At 69.8% G+C, this 14,486-nt stretch carries 14 protein-coding genes and 1 tRNA gene; 3 read left to right on the top strand and 12 right to left on the bottom strand.

The window, feature by feature from the left end:
• Nucleotides 1-527: 527 nt before the first annotated feature.
• On the top strand, nt 528-1,166 hold the full coding sequence (locus tag M3B01_RS00865; protein ID WP_259788946.1) for a biotin transporter BioY: 639 nt from the start codon (nt 528-530) through the stop codon (nt 1,164-1,166).
• Between the two features lie 14 nt (nt 1,167-1,180).
• Nucleotides 1,181-2,137, top strand: coding sequence for an NYN domain-containing protein (locus tag M3B01_RS00860; RefSeq protein ID WP_193864759.1), 957 nt, complete (start codon nt 1,181-1,183; stop codon nt 2,135-2,137).
• A gap of 162 nt (nt 2,138-2,299) precedes the next feature.
• Here the strand turns inward: M3B01_RS00860 and M3B01_RS00855 are convergent, their stop codons facing one another.
• From M3B01_RS00855 to M3B01_RS00805, 11 genes are all read right to left on the bottom strand, one after another.
• A complete protein-coding gene (locus tag M3B01_RS00855; protein WP_193864760.1) occupies nt 2,300-2,875 on the bottom strand; it encodes a cysteine hydrolase family protein in 576 nt (191 codons plus the stop codon).
• Between the two features lie 6 nt (nt 2,876-2,881).
• Nucleotides 2,882-4,066 (bottom strand): zinc-dependent alcohol dehydrogenase, encoded by a 1,185-nt coding sequence (locus M3B01_RS00850; protein WP_259788945.1) that lies wholly within the window; start codon nt 4,064-4,066, stop codon nt 2,882-2,884.
• Nucleotides 4,067-4,155: 89 nt separating this feature from the next.
• The gene (locus M3B01_RS00845) at nt 4,156-5,175 is read right to left on the bottom strand and encodes a cation diffusion facilitator family transporter (RefSeq protein WP_259788944.1); all 1,020 of its coding nucleotides are present in this window, start codon (nt 5,173-5,175) and stop codon (nt 4,156-4,158) included.
• The gene (locus M3B01_RS00840; protein WP_259788943.1) at nt 5,175-6,110 is read right to left on the bottom strand and encodes a transporter substrate-binding domain-containing protein; all 936 of its coding nucleotides are present in this window, start codon (nt 6,108-6,110) and stop codon (nt 5,175-5,177) included. Before M3B01_RS00840 ends, M3B01_RS00845 begins: the two co-directional genes overlap by 1 nt.
• A gap of 255 nt (nt 6,111-6,365) precedes the next feature.
• The gene (locus M3B01_RS00835) at nt 6,366-7,265 is read right to left on the bottom strand and encodes an SDR family oxidoreductase (RefSeq protein ID WP_259788942.1); all 900 of its coding nucleotides are present in this window, start codon (nt 7,263-7,265) and stop codon (nt 6,366-6,368) included.
• Between the two features lie 260 nt (nt 7,266-7,525).
• Entirely contained in the window at nt 7,526-8,710 is a 1,185-nt protein-coding gene (locus M3B01_RS00830) for a cytochrome P450 (RefSeq protein ID WP_259788941.1), read from the bottom strand.
• Between the two features lie 10 nt (nt 8,711-8,720).
• Entirely contained in the window at nt 8,721-9,407 is a 687-nt protein-coding gene (locus tag M3B01_RS00825) for a Pr6Pr family membrane protein (RefSeq protein WP_259788940.1), read from the bottom strand.
• Nucleotides 9,404-10,192: an NAD(P)-dependent oxidoreductase gene (locus M3B01_RS00820; RefSeq protein ID WP_259788939.1), complete on the bottom strand. Its 789-nt coding sequence runs from the start codon at nt 10,190-10,192 to the stop codon at nt 9,404-9,406. Before M3B01_RS00820 ends, M3B01_RS00825 begins: the two co-directional genes overlap by 4 nt.
• Before the next feature lie 321 nt (nt 10,193-10,513).
• A complete protein-coding gene (locus tag M3B01_RS00815) occupies nt 10,514-11,215 on the bottom strand; it encodes a TVP38/TMEM64 family protein (protein ID WP_193864765.1) in 702 nt (233 codons plus the stop codon).
• 159 nt (nt 11,216-11,374) lie between these two features.
• Nucleotides 11,375-11,450: transfer RNA gene (locus tag M3B01_RS00810), tRNA-His, on the bottom strand.
• Between the two features lie 155 nt (nt 11,451-11,605).
• Nucleotides 11,606-11,857 carry a hypothetical protein gene (locus tag M3B01_RS00805; protein ID WP_259788938.1) on the bottom strand — a complete coding sequence of 84 codons (252 nt, stop codon included), beginning with the start codon at nt 11,855-11,857 and terminating at the stop codon, nt 11,606-11,608.
• Between the two features lie 219 nt (nt 11,858-12,076).
• Here M3B01_RS00805 and M3B01_RS00800 point away from each other — a divergent pair, with 219 nt between their 5' ends.
• A complete protein-coding gene (locus M3B01_RS00800) occupies nt 12,077-12,418 on the top strand; it encodes a thiamine-binding protein (protein WP_259788937.1) in 342 nt (113 codons plus the stop codon).
• A 12-nt stretch (nt 12,419-12,430) separates the two neighbouring features.
• Here M3B01_RS00800 and orn read toward each other — a convergent pair whose 3' ends face one another.
• Nucleotides 12,431-14,437: an oligoribonuclease gene (gene orn, locus M3B01_RS14600; RefSeq protein ID WP_311203186.1), complete on the bottom strand. Its 2,007-nt coding sequence runs from the start codon at nt 14,435-14,437 to the stop codon at nt 12,431-12,433.
• Nucleotides 14,438-14,486 lie beyond the last annotated feature (49 nt).

The raw sequence follows: 14,486 nt of genomic DNA, 5'->3' as shown, positions 1-14,486 counted from the left end.
CCCTGCCCGCAACCACGGGCGACAGGACGACTCCCAGAACCACCGGACCTAGAAAACGGGGTCAGCCCAGGGGGGATTGACCCCTCGCTGTCCTCAAGGACCCAAAGTTGTAGTGCGCATAATAGAAGTTATGCGTGCTGGTCGCGTGCCCGCGGCGAATGGTAAGACCGCGAGATGTACGCCTCGAGCTCAGCATTCTCGATGCGCCACTGTGAAGCCCGGGTCCTGGAGCGCCGGGTTCATCACTCTCGAAGGCGGGTGATCCTCATGTGCGGCCCGGCAGGGTCCGGAAAGTCCACGTTCGCGCGTGACCTCGAACCGCCGACCCTGGCGAAGGGCCGCTGTGGATCATCCGGTGATCGGCTGCCGCAACCACGGGACGCAGCTGGCCGGCCCGGCGCAAGACCCATGGCGGAACGGTTCGTGTTCGGCCGCTGCGCAGGACCGCGCAGTGGAGTGCCCCTGCCCCCGCGCTGGCGGTGCACTACTGTGTGGCTCTCAAAAGACCCCCGTCCACGAGGAGCGAGATGACCGCCTCCAGCCCTGCCGCCCATGCCGTTCCGCTGCCTGCCCGCCGCCCGGTGCTGGCCGACGCGATCCTGCCCCGCACCACCGTGCTCACCGACCTGGCGCTCGTGCTCGCCGGCGCCACGCTGGTCGCGCTGCTCGCGCAGGTCACGATCCCGCTGCCGATCGTGCCGATCACGGGGCAGACCCTCGGGGTTCTCGTGGTCGGGGCCGCGCTTGGAGCACGCCGGGGCGCCGCGGCACTGACGACCTACATGGGTGCGGGACTCGCCGGGCTGCCGGTGTTCGCCGGGTTCACCGGCACCATTGCTGCGGTGGCCACGCCCAGCTTCGGCTTCATCCTCGGGTTCATCCCCGCCGCGTTCATCGCGGGCTGGTTCGCCGAGCGGGCCTGGGACCGCCGCCCCTGGCTGGCGATGATCGGCTTCGTCGCCGCCAGCATCGTCCCGTTCCTGGTGGGGGTTCCCTACATGGCCTACGTCCTCAACGTCGTGATGGGCGCCGGCTACGACCTCGCCGGGATCCTCGCGGTCGGTGTCACCCCGTTCATCGCCGGGGGACTGGTCAAGGCCGCGATCGCCGCACTGGTGATCCCTGCCGCCTGGCGTGGGGTGCGTGCCCTGGACTCGCGCCGCTGAGGCAGACTGGGGGGATGGCAGAGACCTCAGATCCCCGCGTCGCCGTCTACCTCGACTTCGACAACATCGTCATGTCCTGGTACGACCGGGTGCACGGGCGCAACGCTTACAGCCGTGACCGCCAGCGGATCGCGCAGGACATCACCGATCCCGAGATCGCGGAGAAACTGGCCGCGGCCACGGTGGACGTGGGCGCGATCATCGACTACGCCGCCTCGTTCGGCTCCCTGATGCTCACCCGCGCCTATGCGGACTGGTCCTCGCCGCTGAACGCCGACTACCGCACCCAGCTGGTGGCGCGTGCGGTGGACCTGGTGCAGCTGTTCCCTGCCGCGGCGTACGCCAAGAACGGTGCCGACATCCGCCTCGCGGTGGACACCGTGGAGGACATGTTCCGCATCCCCGACCTCACCCACGTGGTGATCGTGGGCGGCGATTCCGACTACGTGCCCCTCGCGCAGCGCTGCCGCCGCCTGGGCCGGTACGTGATCGGGATGGGCGTCACCGGCTCCACCGCCAAGTCCCTGGCCGCCGCCTGCGACGAGTTCGAGGCCTACGACCAGCTGCCCGGTGTCACCCGGCCCGACAGTGCTGACAGCAGCCGCTCGCGCGGCGGCCGCGGCTCCGGGAAGGGCAAGGGCAGGAGCACCAAGAACTCCTCGGGCACCAGCGACGAGCACACCGATCCGGTCGATGAGCCCAGCGGAGCCGTGGTGGACCCGGAGGAGACCGCGGAGGATCCGCAGGAGACGGCCTCCCGTCTGCTGCAGCGGGCCCTCCAGCTGGGCGATCGCGGGGACGGGGACTGGCTGCACAGCTCCGCGGTGAAGACCCACATGCGCCGCATGGATCCCTCCTTCAGCGAGAAGGCCCTGGGCTACAAGTCCTTCAGCGACTTCCTGAAGGCGAACTCCGACATCGCCCAGCTGGAGGAGACCGGACACGAACGGCTGGTCCGCTCCACCGAGTGACTGCGAACATGTGCCCGGCCTGCGGGTACATGTGCAGCTGCGCGCTGGGGGTTGGCCTCCTGGATCTGCTGGCCCGCTCATTCTTCGACCATAGGAAACAGGCCGGCCCGATGCCCGTGAGAGCAGTCGTGACCTGCCCCCGACGGCGCTCAGCGGACGGCGTCACTCCTTCCAGGTGCCGATGACCTCCTCCAGCGGGACCAGCTCGGCCTGGCGGTCCTCCACCAGCTGGTCCAGCACCATTTCGCGGTGGTCGGGTCGCTCATCGCCGATCGCGTCGGGCACGATCGCGGCCCGGATGTTGTTGGCGTAGGCGTCCCGGGCGGTCTGGGCGATGCACGCGTGGGTGGACACCCCCGCGATCACCACCCGGTCCACGCCGAGATTGTGCACTCGCAGCAGCAGATCCGTGCCGAACCAAGCGCTGTCTCGCGTCTTCTCCAGCCGCGTGGTGCGCTCGGTGTCCAGCTCGTGGATCACCTCCGTGCCCGGGTCGCCTGAGAACAGGTAGCCCTGCTCGTCCTCCAGCATGGACAGGGTCCAAGTGGAGCGGTCCCGGCTGTGCACGGTGGTGATGACGAACACGGGCACGCCTGCCCCATCCGCGGCCTGGCGCAGCCGGTTGGCGGCCTCGGCCACCACGGCCCGGCGCTCCTTCAGCTCCGGGGTCTCGAAGAACGATTCCTGCAGGTCCACCAGCAGCAGTGCGTCCCGGTGCTCGGTGGGGGATGCGGTCACCAGGAATCAGCCCTTCTTCGGCTCCAGAACCACCTTGATGCAGCCGTCCTGCTTCTTCTGGAACATCTCGTAGGCCGCCGGTGCCTGCGACAGCGGCAGCCGGTGGGTGACCAGATCGCCGGTTCCCAGCGGATCGGCCGAATCCTCCACCAGGTGCAGGAGCTCGTCGGTCCAGGAGCGCACGTTGCACTGGCCCATCCGCAGCTGCAGCTGCTTGTCGAACATGGTCAGCAATGGCATGGGGCTGGCCGCGCCCCCGTACACGCCGCTGAGGGACACCGTGCCCCCGCGGCGCACCAGCTCGATGGCGGTGTGCAGAGCCTGCAGGCGATCCAGTCCGGTGTGCTGCATCATCGGCCGCGCCACCGCGTCCGGAAGCAGCGCGGTGGCGCGATGGGCGAGGCCGGCCACGGGGCTGCCGTGCGCCTCCATCCCCACCGCATCGACCACGGCGTCGGGCCCCCGACCGGACGTGGACTCCCGGATGGCCTCGATGCCGTCCTTGCCCATGTCGAACACCTCCACCCCATGGCGGGAGGCCATCTCGCGGCGCTCGGGCACAGGATCGATGGCGACCACTCGTGAGCCCAGATGCAGGCCGATACGCGCGCAGAACTGACCCACCGGCCCCAGGCCCAGCACCGCGAGGGTGCCGCCAGCGGGCACGTCGGCGTACTTCACGGCCTGCCAGGCGGTGGGAAGGATGTCGCTGAGGAACAGGTAGCGCTCGTCGGGCAGCTCGGTGCCTACCTTCACCAGCCCGTAGTCCGCGTGGGGGACGCGCAGGAACTGGGCCTGCCCACCGGGCACCTGCCCGTACAGCTTGGAGTAGCCCAGCAGGGCCGCCCCGGAGCCGTACTCGGTGACCTGGGTGGTCTCGCACTGGGACTGCAGGCCCGCGGTGCACATCGCGCAGTGCCCGCAGGAGATGGTGAAGGGGACCACCACCCGATCGCCGGCCCGCACGTGGGTGACCTCGGATCCTGTCTCCACCACGATCCCCATGGGTTCGTGGCCGATCACGTCTCCCTCGCTCATGAAGGGACCCAGCACCTCGTACAGGTGCAGATCAGAGCCGCAGATGGCGGTGGAGGTCACCTCGATCACCGCATCGGTGGGCTGCTGGATGCCGGGATCCGGCACCTCCTCGACACTGACCTTCCGAGTTCCCTGCCAGGTGACTGCCTTCATGATCCGGCCTCCGTTTTGGTGTGCGGGCGCCGATCCGATTCCGGATCCGCCTGCCCGAGCGTGCCCTCCACCTTAACGAGGGGGGATGCTCAGTCCCTGAGCGTCGACCGAAAGGTCTGGGAGGACGGCAGTTCGCTGCAGGGCACCACCACCACGTCGTCCACCTTCCAGTCCAGCTCGCACACCCGGCGGTGCAGCGCCTCCAGCTGCTCCAGCTGCGGAGCAATACCCGCGTGCGGCGCCACGAACAGCTCGACGTGCAACACGTGGCCCAGGTCCCTCACGCGAGCCGACGCATCGGCGACCCAGGGCTCGGCCAGCGCCCGCTGCTCCACCTCCAGGGTCAGCGGGTGCGGCTCGGAGCCATCGACCGTGCGGGCCTCGGTGTCGATGAGCCCCGCGATGGCGGACCACAGGTTGTGCACGCCGTCCTTGATGATCGAGACCGACACGATGATCGCAGCCACGGCGTCGGCCCACCACCAGCCGATGCCGATCCCCAGCACGCCCACCACGGTGGCGATCGCGGTGCGCCAGTCGGCGCTGCCCATGTCGCCGTCGGCGCTGAGCACCTTGTCGTGCAGGTCCTCGGCGAGCCTCTTCTTCATACGCCCCAGCACCACGGGCCCGGGGCTGGTGACCACCATGACCGCGATCATCAGCCAACCCGTCCAGATCGGCTGTCCGAAGATCACCATCAACCCCACCGGAGGTCGCTCCACGCGGATCAGACCCATCGCGGAACTGATCGCGAGATAGGTGCCCATGCCCAGCAGGGCCAGAGCCGCCACCAGGTGCGCCACGCCGATCGCCCGATGGTGGCCGTATGGGTGCGATCGGCTGGAGGGGCGGCGGATGAACCGGGTGGCGACCAGGAAGGCGATCGGCGGCAGCAGGGACAGGGCATCCTCCGCCCAGGCTGCGCGCATGGCCTGAGACTGGCCGGCCACCAGCCCCACCAGCACCACGGTGGCGCTCACCCACGCGATCGTGATCCATTCCAGGCGGATCGCGCGGCGCAGGGTCTCGCGCTGCTGCTCGCCCATCGCATGGTGCCCCTGGGCTGCGCCGTGCGCGCCTGTTCCGCCCGGGTCCTTGTGCTGTGCCATCAGATCTCGCCCGCCGCTCGGGCCAGGAACAGCTCCAGGTCGACCATCAGGGCGTTCTCCCCGGGCCGAACGCCCATCACCACCTTCGCGGTCGAACCGTCGGGCCGCTCCAGGGTGGTGTAGGGGCGGGTGAAGGCGATGGTGCTGGTCCAGGGGGCATCGGCAGTGAACCCGCCGATCACCACGTCGAGGTCACCGTTCCTCATCGCCTCGGACAGCACGCTCTCCGGTCCCGCGGTCCACTCGATCCGGGCGTCGATGCCCGCGGCGTACTGCTGAATAAGATCGACCTCCTCCCCGCTGACATCTCCGTTCTCCCCGACGACGGTGAAAGGGGGATGCTCGCTGACGCCCACCCGCAGCACGCCACCGGTCGCACGGTCCAGCGCGCCCTGGGAATCCCGAGGCATCGAGCCCAGGCACCCAGTGGTGACCAGGAGCATCACGATCAGTGCTGCTGCCGCGGTGACGGTGCGGCGAAGCCGTGCGCGTCGGGGCCCGACAAGAGGCCCGGGGTGCATGGCCGGCTCACGAGTCGGAAGGTGACCGGCGGGGGAGAACGGCGCTGTCGCTGATGCGACCGATGGCCACGAGGACATGCGGGCCACCCTACTCCGCGGGGGTCCAAGGTCAGCCCCGCGGTCCCGACCCTCCGGTCCGGTGATGCGGCGGGTTCGGGGACGCGGGGGGTTCGGGGACGCGGCGTGCTCCGCCTGGTGCATCACGTCGGTCACGAGCCGTGCGGCATGGTCGTTGATCAACCGGTAGAACACGCGGTTGCCCTCCTGAAGGCACTCCACCATCGCCGTCATCCGCAGCTTCGCCAGGTGCTGGGACACCGCGGGCACGGGCTTGCCGACGGCCTCGCCGAGCGCCCCCACGGGCATCTCACCCTCGCGCAGCGCAGCTGGACGGCGGATCTGGAGGAAGTGCAAGTCTTCTCAGTGCTGCTGCAGGGCCGTCCCTGCTCCCTATCCTCTCCGGCAGGGTCGGTGACGAACGGAGGGACGCCTGTGAGGCGCCGGCGACAGTTCCGGGCTGGAAAGGGCATTCCCGTCCCGCACATTGCAAAGCATGACAAATCGGATGGCGCGGCCGAGCTGTCACAGCGGACGCCCGCCCCGTCCATGAGAGGAGGGGCGGGCGTCAGGCACGGCGCGCCGGGCGGAGATCCTGCGCGCCGGCTCCGGTCACGGGGAGGGCATGCCGCCGTTGACGTTGAGGGTCTCGCCCAGCACGTAGCTGGATTCCGAGGAGGTCAGGAACACGTAGGCCGGGGCCAGTTCGGTGGGCTGGCCGGCGCGGCCCAGGGGTGTGCTCTTGCCGAACTCGGGCAGGGCCTCCTTGGGTTGGCCGTCGCTGACCTGCAGCGGCGTCCAGATCGGTCCCGGTGCCACGGCGTTGACGCGGATGCCCTTGGGGGCGAGCTGCTGGGCCAGCCCCTTGGTGAAGTTGTTGATCGCGGCCTTGGTGGAGGCGTAGTGGACCAGGGTGGGGGAGGGCTCGTACGCCTGGATCGAGGTGGAGTTCACGATCGTGGAGCCCGCCGGCAGGTGCTTCAGGGCGGCCTTGGTGATACGGAAGATGGCGTGGATGTTGACCTCGTAGGTAGTGGTCCACTGCTCGTCGTCCAGCTCCGCCAGGTCGTCCAGGGCGATCTGCTTGCCGGCGTTGTTCACCAGGGCGTCCAGGCCGCCCAGCTCACGCACGGCGTCCTCGACCACCTGGGTGCAGAAGTCCTTCTTGCTCAGGTCACCGGGCAGCAGGACGGCCTTGCGGCCGGTCTCCTCGATGACCTTCTTGACGTGCTGGGCGTCCTCCTCCTCGGCGGGCAGGTAGGACAGGGCCACGTCCGCACCTTCGCGAGCGAAGGCGATGGCCACGGCCGCGCCGATGCCGGAGTCCGCACCTGTGATCAGGGCCTTGCGGCCCTTGAGGCGGCCAGTGCCGCGGTAGGAGTCCTCGCCGCGGTCGCTCTTCGGTTCGAGCTCGGCATCCAGGCCGGGCTCGGGCTGGTCCTGCTTCGGTGGGGTGATCTCGGGGAATCGGGTGACGGGGTTGCAGAAGACGAGCTGGTCCTTGGCGGTCATGCCGGTCCTTTCGACGGTGGCAGGATGCCTTCACCGTAGGCGTACGAGCCACCGGCCCGGAAGAGGGGAGCCGACCGACAGGTCGCAAGGAGGGCGCGGACGGGCCGTTCGACGGGCAGCAGGATGTGCCGGGAGCAGGATGTGTCGGGAGCAGGATGTGCCGGGAGCAGGCCCGCGGGTAGCGGGCCCGCCGGGTGCGTGTGCGCCCACAGCGGGCTCACCGCCGGTGTCCTCAGCAGCGGGGGCTCAGAAGCGGGCGCTCAGCCGCGGGGGCTCAGCACCACGGGGACATGGCTCCACCCGCCGGTGGGCGCCAAGGACCTTAGGCCCACGGTCTCGGCCGGCGTGACGTCGGCTGCGGCAAGCAGTTCCTGCAGCAGCACCACCAGCTCCAGCGTGGCCAGGGGGCGGCCCGGGCACACGTGCTTGCCGATGCCCCACACCAGGTTGTGCGGCGCATTGCCCTCGGGGTCGAAGCGGTCCGGATCCGCGAACACCCTCTCGTCGCGGTTGGCGGAGGTCCAGTGGATGATCAGCCTCTCGCCCTCCTCGATCCGGTGGCCCGCGAGGGTGACCGGGCAGGTGGCCCTGCGGCGGTTCTGCACGAACGGGTCGTCGATCCGCAGCAGCTCGTCCACGATCGCGCAGGCCTCCGCGTAGCTGCCCACCCGCAGTCGCTCTGCGACCGGCGGCATGGTGGTCAGAGCGGACAGCAACACCCCGGCGCACAGCGCGATCGAGCCCAGGTCGCCTCCGGTCCAGTTGCGCAGGATCGAGACGATCTCCTCGTCCCGCAGTGGGCGCTCGCCGGCCGACTCGCCGTCCTCGGAGGAGACGGTGACCCGCTGACGCATCAACCGGGTGGTGACATCCTCGGGTGCGTCATCGCCGAGCTCCCGTCGTGGCGCGAGCACCGAGTCGATGATGGCGTCGAAGCGCTGTGCCACCTCGGCGGTGCGGGCCAGTTCGCCCGAACGGGTGGCCTCGTGGTTGTCCACCATCCACTGCAGCAGCTCGCCCTCGAGCTCGGCAGGCCATCCCAGCCACGCGGTCTGCGCCCGCACGGCGAACACGGCTCCGATCGCGGAGACCGCATCGACCTCGGTGCCGGCGGGGCCCACGTCGGCGATCAGCTCGCCCACCAGGTCGTGGGCGAGCCGACGCAGCGCTGGTTCGAAGGCGGCCATCTCCTCGGGGCCGAAGAACGGATCGGTGGCCACGCGCACCGCGGTGTGCTCGGCACCGTCCAGGCCGTTGGGGACCTGCAGGAAGCGGGAGACGGCCGAGGAGAACGCCTCGTGATCGCGCGCCACCTCGACGGCCTCCGCATGCCCCAGCACCATCCAGTGGCCGTCGGGGGTGCGGGCCAGGGGGCCCTCGGCGCGCTGTTCGTCGGTGGCCGAGCGGGGCTCGACGCCGGTGGGGTCGTAGAGGGGGATGCTCATGCGCTCAAGCCTAGGGGCGCTGCATCTGCTGCGGAGGCGATGTGTCCGGTGGGACCGCCGCTGGGATCGCCGCATCCGGCTGTCCGGGCGGGGGCGGGAGGGGCCGACGCAGGCGGCCGCCGAGCAGGTGCATCACGGCAGCGATGGAGACGAACGCGACCAGCACCACCGCGGTGGTCATCAGCACCTGCGTCCAGGAGGAGGCCGTGGGATCAAGGAACTCATACGGGTACCAGCCCGTGATCCCGCCCCGCACCCAGGTGAACACCAGGAACAGCACCGGGTACAGCAGCCACCACAGGATCCGCACCGCGCGCGGGCGGTGCGTGCGCGGGGTCAACATCCAGTCCAGCAGTGCCGCCACCGGCGCCAGGCGGTGCAGCACGATGCCGGTCCAGCCGATGTCCCAGCGCGAGAGCTCCTCCAGTGGCGCGACCAGCAGTGCGTAGATGATCCCGGTCATCACCAGGTAGAACGCCACTGCCCCGCGGGCGTCCTCGAACCACGGCGGCCTGCGCCCCCGCAGCAGCAGCCCGGTGGCCACCAGCAGCACGAAGGCGAGGTTGGACTGGTTGGTGAAGTAGGAGAGGTTCTGCGCGAGCAGGCCGTCCTGCCAGGCGGTGACCGCGTTGGACACCAGTGCGGTCAGGACCGCCAGCGCGACCAGCAGCCGTGCCGCGGCCGCGGCCGTGCTCATGAATCCTTGGGCCAGTCGTCCCGCACGTCCTCGCCGCCCTCCACCACGTCCTCGGGGCCGGGTGCATGGTCGGTCCAGGAGTCCTGGGGGCGGTACCCCAGCTCCAGGGTCGTGTTGGTCATGGACCAGCGGCGGTTGGGGTTGTCGGAGATCGCGTAGTACAGACCGAAGGTCACCTCGGCCTCGATCGCCCGGCGCACCACCTGCTCGCAATCGCCGGGGCTCAGCCACATGGCGTGCAGGATGTCCTCGTCCGCGCTGAACGGGTCCTCGCTCATCCACCCGATGCGCAGCGCGATGAAGTCCAGCCCGTGCTCGTCGTGGTAGAAGCGCCCCAGGGCCTCGCCGAAGATCTTGGAGACCCCGTAGAGGGAGTCGCCGCGGGGGAGCTGATCGGGGTACACCGGCCACTGCTCATGCCGGTCGTACATGCCCATCGCGTGGTTGGAGGAGGCGAAGACGACTCGCCTCACGCCGGACTCCCGCGCGGCCTCGAGCACATTGCGCAGGCCGATGATGTTGGCCTCCAGCACGGAGTCCCAGTCCGATTCGGGGGAGGCGGAGCCGGCCATGTGCACCACGGTGTCCACGCCGTCCATCAGGCCCAGCACCTCGTCGTAGTCGCCGAGGTCCGCGCGTTGGAGCACTTTCTCCTGCTCCTCGTTCTTGGGGGTCCGACCGTGCTGGACGATGTCGTAGTCACCGGCCAGCACCTCGGACAGGTGCAGGCCGATCCCGCCGGTGGCGCCGGTGATGAGGACTCGCTTCTTCGTCGACGTGTTCATGGCCCCATTATGGGTGGCGGCGGCACCGCGGGGCCCGTCGGTCTCCACACATCTGTTCGGTCGGGGCCGGGACTGCAGGGCGGACGTGGTGCGCAGGCGCGGGGCAGCGGTGCTCTACTGCGCACGAACGCCCGGCAAAGACCGGGCGGTCGTGCACGCGGCAGCAGTGCCGTAGCAGCCGTGCCGCGGCAACCGTGCCGCAACAGTTGTCCCGCAGCAGCCGGCCGCAACAGCCGGCCGCGGGAGCTCGGTCCTGTCGGACGGCCGCGGGAGCTCAGTCCTACCAGACGGTCGCGGCGTCGGCCCGATCGTGCTTCGGTCTCAGTCCCCGTCGGACGACCCGGGCAGAGGGAGCCTCGCTGTGCCCTTCCACGATCGCCACGCCCAGATCGTCATGACGATCACCACGACCCAGGCGATGGCGACCACCGCCCCCATCGCGACGGTGGGCTGGCCCAGGAACGCGCCGATCGCCACCAGGGACACCTGGCCCGGGATCGACGCGACCAGGGAGGCGACCGCGAACACCTGGAACGGCACGCCCAGGGCCCCGGCCGCGTAGTTGATCGGCCAGTACGGCATGCCCGGCAGCACACGCAGCGTGAACACGGCCTCGAAGCCGGCGTCCTCCAGCCGCTCCTCGAGGGTCTTGCGGCGGGATCCCAGCAGCTGCAGCACGGTCTCCCTGCCCAAACCGCGTGCGATCGCATAGCCGGCGAGGCTCCCCAGCATCGCTCCGATCACCGAGAGCACGCTGCCGATCGTCACCCCGAACAGCAGGCCTCCGGCCAGTGCCATGACGGTCACCGGGATTGGGGTGAGGGCCACCCCCGCGTAGACCAGGATGAACACGGCCCAGCTCCAGAAGCCGAAGTCGTCGATCCGGTCGCGCAGAGCGTCCATGCCCGGCAGGCGCACGGTCAGTGCCAGCCAGATCATCACCAGTGCGACGATCACCAGGCCGATGGTCCGGATGACGGGGAAGCCGTCGTCGGTGCGCGAGGAGTCAGGGGGGTGGGACACCGCGCAAGGATAGTCGGCGCTCCGGAGCGCTGCGCCATGCCCATGTGAGGGACAGCGGATGACAGCAGGCCACTGCCGGGTCGAGGTGGCCATCGGCCCGCCACGATGCCGTGGACCTCGCCGAGGAAAAGAGAAACGCCCTGTCACCAGGGCGTTTTCTGGGGTGATCGACGGGATTTGAACCCGCGACCGCCTGGACCACAACCAGGAGCTCTACCAACTGAGCTACGACCACCATGTGCAGTCATCGACCGCAACGAGAGACAAGCATACCGCCTCTGCGGGTCTGGATCAGACCTGGTGGGCCACCTGTTCGTGTGAGACGCGTTGCACCGACGGGACGATGCTGACCAAGGGGTTCGGAGCCGCAGCCCACGCGGTGAAAGCCGATCAGGAGCGGGCGTCGGGCCGGTGATGGGGATCAGTCTCCTCGGCGCTCCCGTCGAAGCTGATCACCAGGAAACTGAGGGCGATCACCAGGAACGGCAGGCCCGCGTTGTTGCCGCCGACCATCATGCCCACGCCCACCATGCCGAGCACCGCAGCGATCAGCGCATACGGGTTGGACAGCAGCGAGGCGGGACCGTGTCCAGACCGATCGGGCCGGCCGTCGGAGTCGTCGTGCAGGGGTGCCGTGTTCATGGCCTCCACGCTAGGAGCAGCTGCGGCACTGACCCACCCCTCCGGGGTCGAGACCTGACCCGTCCAAGGGACCGGATGCCCCCGACGATCGTCGGAGCGTCCTCGATCCGCGGGATGTGCCGGCTGTCCATCGCGGCCCGACGACCGCCAGGACCGATCCGCCGGCACTCAGCGGTGCGAGGGTTGCCAGAGGACCTGCCGCGGCGCAGAGTGGGACGCATGATCGTCGCTTTCTCCGTCCAGCCCACCGGTGAGCCCTCCGACCCGACCCTGCGCCGGGCCCTGCAGGAGGGATCCGACAGCGCCAGTGTGCACGACGCGGTCGCTGCCGCCGTGCGGATCGTGCGGGACTCGGGGCTGCCCCATCGCACCAGCTCGATGTTCACCGAGATCGAGGGCGAGTGGGACGAGGTGATGGACGTCGTGCGCCGCGCCACCGACGCGGCAGGGCGCTACGGCTCCCGCGTGTCCCTGGTGCTGAAGGCCGATATCCGGCCCGGCCGCACCGGTGAGCTCGACGGGAAGATCGAGCGGATGGAGCGGGCACTGGGCCGCGACTGATCCGCGCCGGGATCAGGCCCTGCTGGAGTCCAGCATCCCCTCGCGCAGCGCAGCGGCCATCGTCGGTGTCACGGGCAGGCGCGGGATGATCGTGGCCTGGAAGGCGTGGTACACGTCCGGCTTGCCCGGCCAGGTCACGCCCTGCGGCTCGTTGTCCGCATCGAGCTCGTGGAACCAGGAGCCCCCGTCCGCATCGAGCAGGTAGGTGGAGATGTACTCCCACCACTGCTCGTAGCGCTCGGCCCACACCCGCTCCCCGGTCACCCGGTACATCACCGCTGCAGCACCCACGGCCTCGGCCGCCACCCAGTGCATGCGTTCGCGCGCCATCGGGGTGCCGTCCCAGTCCACGGTGTACACGAACCCGGGCGCACCGTCCGTGCCGAAGCTGTCAGCGGACTTCTCCATCAGTGCCGTGGCCGCCTCCAGCATCCACTCCGGGGCGGAGCCGTCGGCCGCCAGCAGGGCGGCGCGGGCGTGCAGCACCAGGCGTGCCCACTCGATCCAGTGGCCCACGGTGGCGCCGTAGGGACGGAACGGGTGGTTGGGTTCCTCGCGGTTGTAGTCCAGCAGCGGGTTCCAGTCCACGTCGAAGTGCTCGGGCAGCGCCCAGTCGTTGCCGCGGGCGAACTCGTCGATCGCGCGGGTCATGATGCCCACGGCCCGGTCCAGCCAGCGGCGCTCGCCGGTGACGTCGGCCGCGGACAGCAGCGCCTCGACGGTGTGCATGTTGGCGTTGATGCCGCGGTAGGCCTCGCACTCGGTGAAAGTGCGGTCGAAGGTGTCCACACTCATCCCGGCGGAGTGGTCGAAGAACTTCTGATCCAGCACCTCGAGCGCCTCGTCCAGCAGGCCCCGGGCGCCGGGCCGGCCTGCCGCGGTGGCGGAGGCCGCCGCGAGCACCACGAAGGCGTGGGCGTAGGCCTGCTTCGAGTCGTCCACGGGCCGACCGTCGGCCACGGAGGCGAACCAGCCGCCGTGCTCGGCGTCGCGGAACACGCCGCGCAGCGAGGCCACGCCGTGGTCAGCGAACCGTCCGAACTCGGGGCGGCCCATCATGTGGCCGAGCGCGAAGCAGTGGGTCATGCGGCAGGTGATCCACAGCTCGGAGGGGCGGGTGAGATCCGCCTCGCCGTTCTCGTCCAGCCACGCGAAGCCGCCGTCCTCACGTGCTGAGTCGGTCGCGAACACCAGCAGGTCGTCGCCCTCGCCCTCGAGCCACGTGCGGTGCGCGGGCACGTCCAGCCACGGAGTGCGCGCGCCGGTGGCACCCTCCGCGGTGGATCCGGCAGGGCCTTCGGTTGCGGGGGAGTCGATGGTCACGGTGGTGTCCTCAACGGTCGTAGCGTTCTCGGTGGTTGCGGCGTCCCCTGTGGTGGCAGCTGCGGGGGCGCCAACGGCAGGCAGTTCGAAGGACTTCGCCGCGGCCTGCACCTCGGTGGTAGTGGGGCCGGGCTCGGCCACCAGCAGCACCTGCCGGTAGTACTTCAGCTCCTGGATCGACTCGCGGATGTCCGCCAGTGCACGATGGCCGCCGTTCTTGCGGGGCATGTTGTAGTACACGCGGGGGAACCAGCGCTTGGCCAGCTCCTTGAGGCTGGACACGTCGATGGTGCGGTAGGAGAGATGCTCGGCGAACTCCGGCACGTCGCGGTCCAGGAACACGCGGTCGGTGCCCACGCTGTTGCCGGCCAGGGGCGCCTTGCCCGGCTCCGGGCAGTGCCGACGCACGTAGTCCAGACACGCCTGCTCCGCCTGGGCCAGGGTCATCCCGCCGTCGAGCTCCTCCAGCAGCCCCGAGGTGGTGTGCATGGTGCGCACGAAGGGGTCCATCTGTGTGAGCGCCTCCGCCGGAGGCTTGATCACGACGTCGACGCCGTCCCCGAGGATGTTCAGATCGGCGTCGGTCACGAGGACGGCGATCTCGACCAGCGCGTCACGCTGCTTGTCGAGGCCGGTCATCTCGCAGTCGACCCAGATGATGCGGTCCTGATTGCTGCGCGTAGGAGAAGAGCTCACGGGAAGAGACTACGGGGTGACCCTCCGGTAGGCTCACCCGGGTCCCCGA

Source organism: Brachybacterium sp. p3-SID957 (assembly GCF_025144775.1).
GTDB classification, from domain to species: Bacteria; Actinomycetota; Actinomycetes; order Actinomycetales; family Dermabacteraceae; genus Brachybacterium; species Brachybacterium epidermidis.
This window is presented reverse-complemented; position numbering and strand designations above follow the sequence as displayed.

What these genes read in the sequence shown, in the direction of transcription:
- M3B01_RS00865 (WP_259788946.1), top strand. Translation starts at nt 528, where the DNA reads ATGACCGCCTCCAGCCCTGCCGCCCATGCCGTTCCGCTGCCTGCCCGC.
- M3B01_RS00860 (WP_193864759.1), top strand. Translation starts at nt 1,181, where the DNA reads ATGGCAGAGACCTCAGATCCCCGCGTCGCCGTCTACCTCGACTTCGAC.
- M3B01_RS00850 (WP_259788945.1), bottom strand. Translation starts at nt 4,066, where the DNA reads ATGAAGGCAGTCACCTGGCAGGGAACTCGGAAGGTCAGTGTCGAGGAG.
- M3B01_RS00845 (WP_259788944.1), bottom strand. Translation starts at nt 5,175, where the DNA reads ATGGCACAGCACAAGGACCCGGGCGGAACAGGCGCGCACGGCGCAGCC.
- M3B01_RS00835 (WP_259788942.1), bottom strand. Translation starts at nt 7,265, where the DNA reads ATGACCGCCAAGGACCAGCTCGTCTTCTGCAACCCCGTCACCCGATTC.
- M3B01_RS00830 (WP_259788941.1), bottom strand. Translation starts at nt 8,710, where the DNA reads ATGAGCATCCCCCTCTACGACCCCACCGGCGTCGAGCCCCGCTCGGCC.
- M3B01_RS00825 (WP_259788940.1), bottom strand. Translation starts at nt 9,407, where the DNA reads ATGAGCACGGCCGCGGCCGCGGCACGGCTGCTGGTCGCGCTGGCGGTC.
- M3B01_RS00820 (WP_259788939.1), bottom strand. Translation starts at nt 10,192, where the DNA reads ATGAACACGTCGACGAAGAAGCGAGTCCTCATCACCGGCGCCACCGGC.
- M3B01_RS00805 (WP_259788938.1), bottom strand. Translation starts at nt 11,857, where the DNA reads ATGAACACGGCACCCCTGCACGACGACTCCGACGGCCGGCCCGATCGG.
- M3B01_RS00800 (WP_259788937.1), top strand. Translation starts at nt 12,077, where the DNA reads ATGATCGTCGCTTTCTCCGTCCAGCCCACCGGTGAGCCCTCCGACCCG.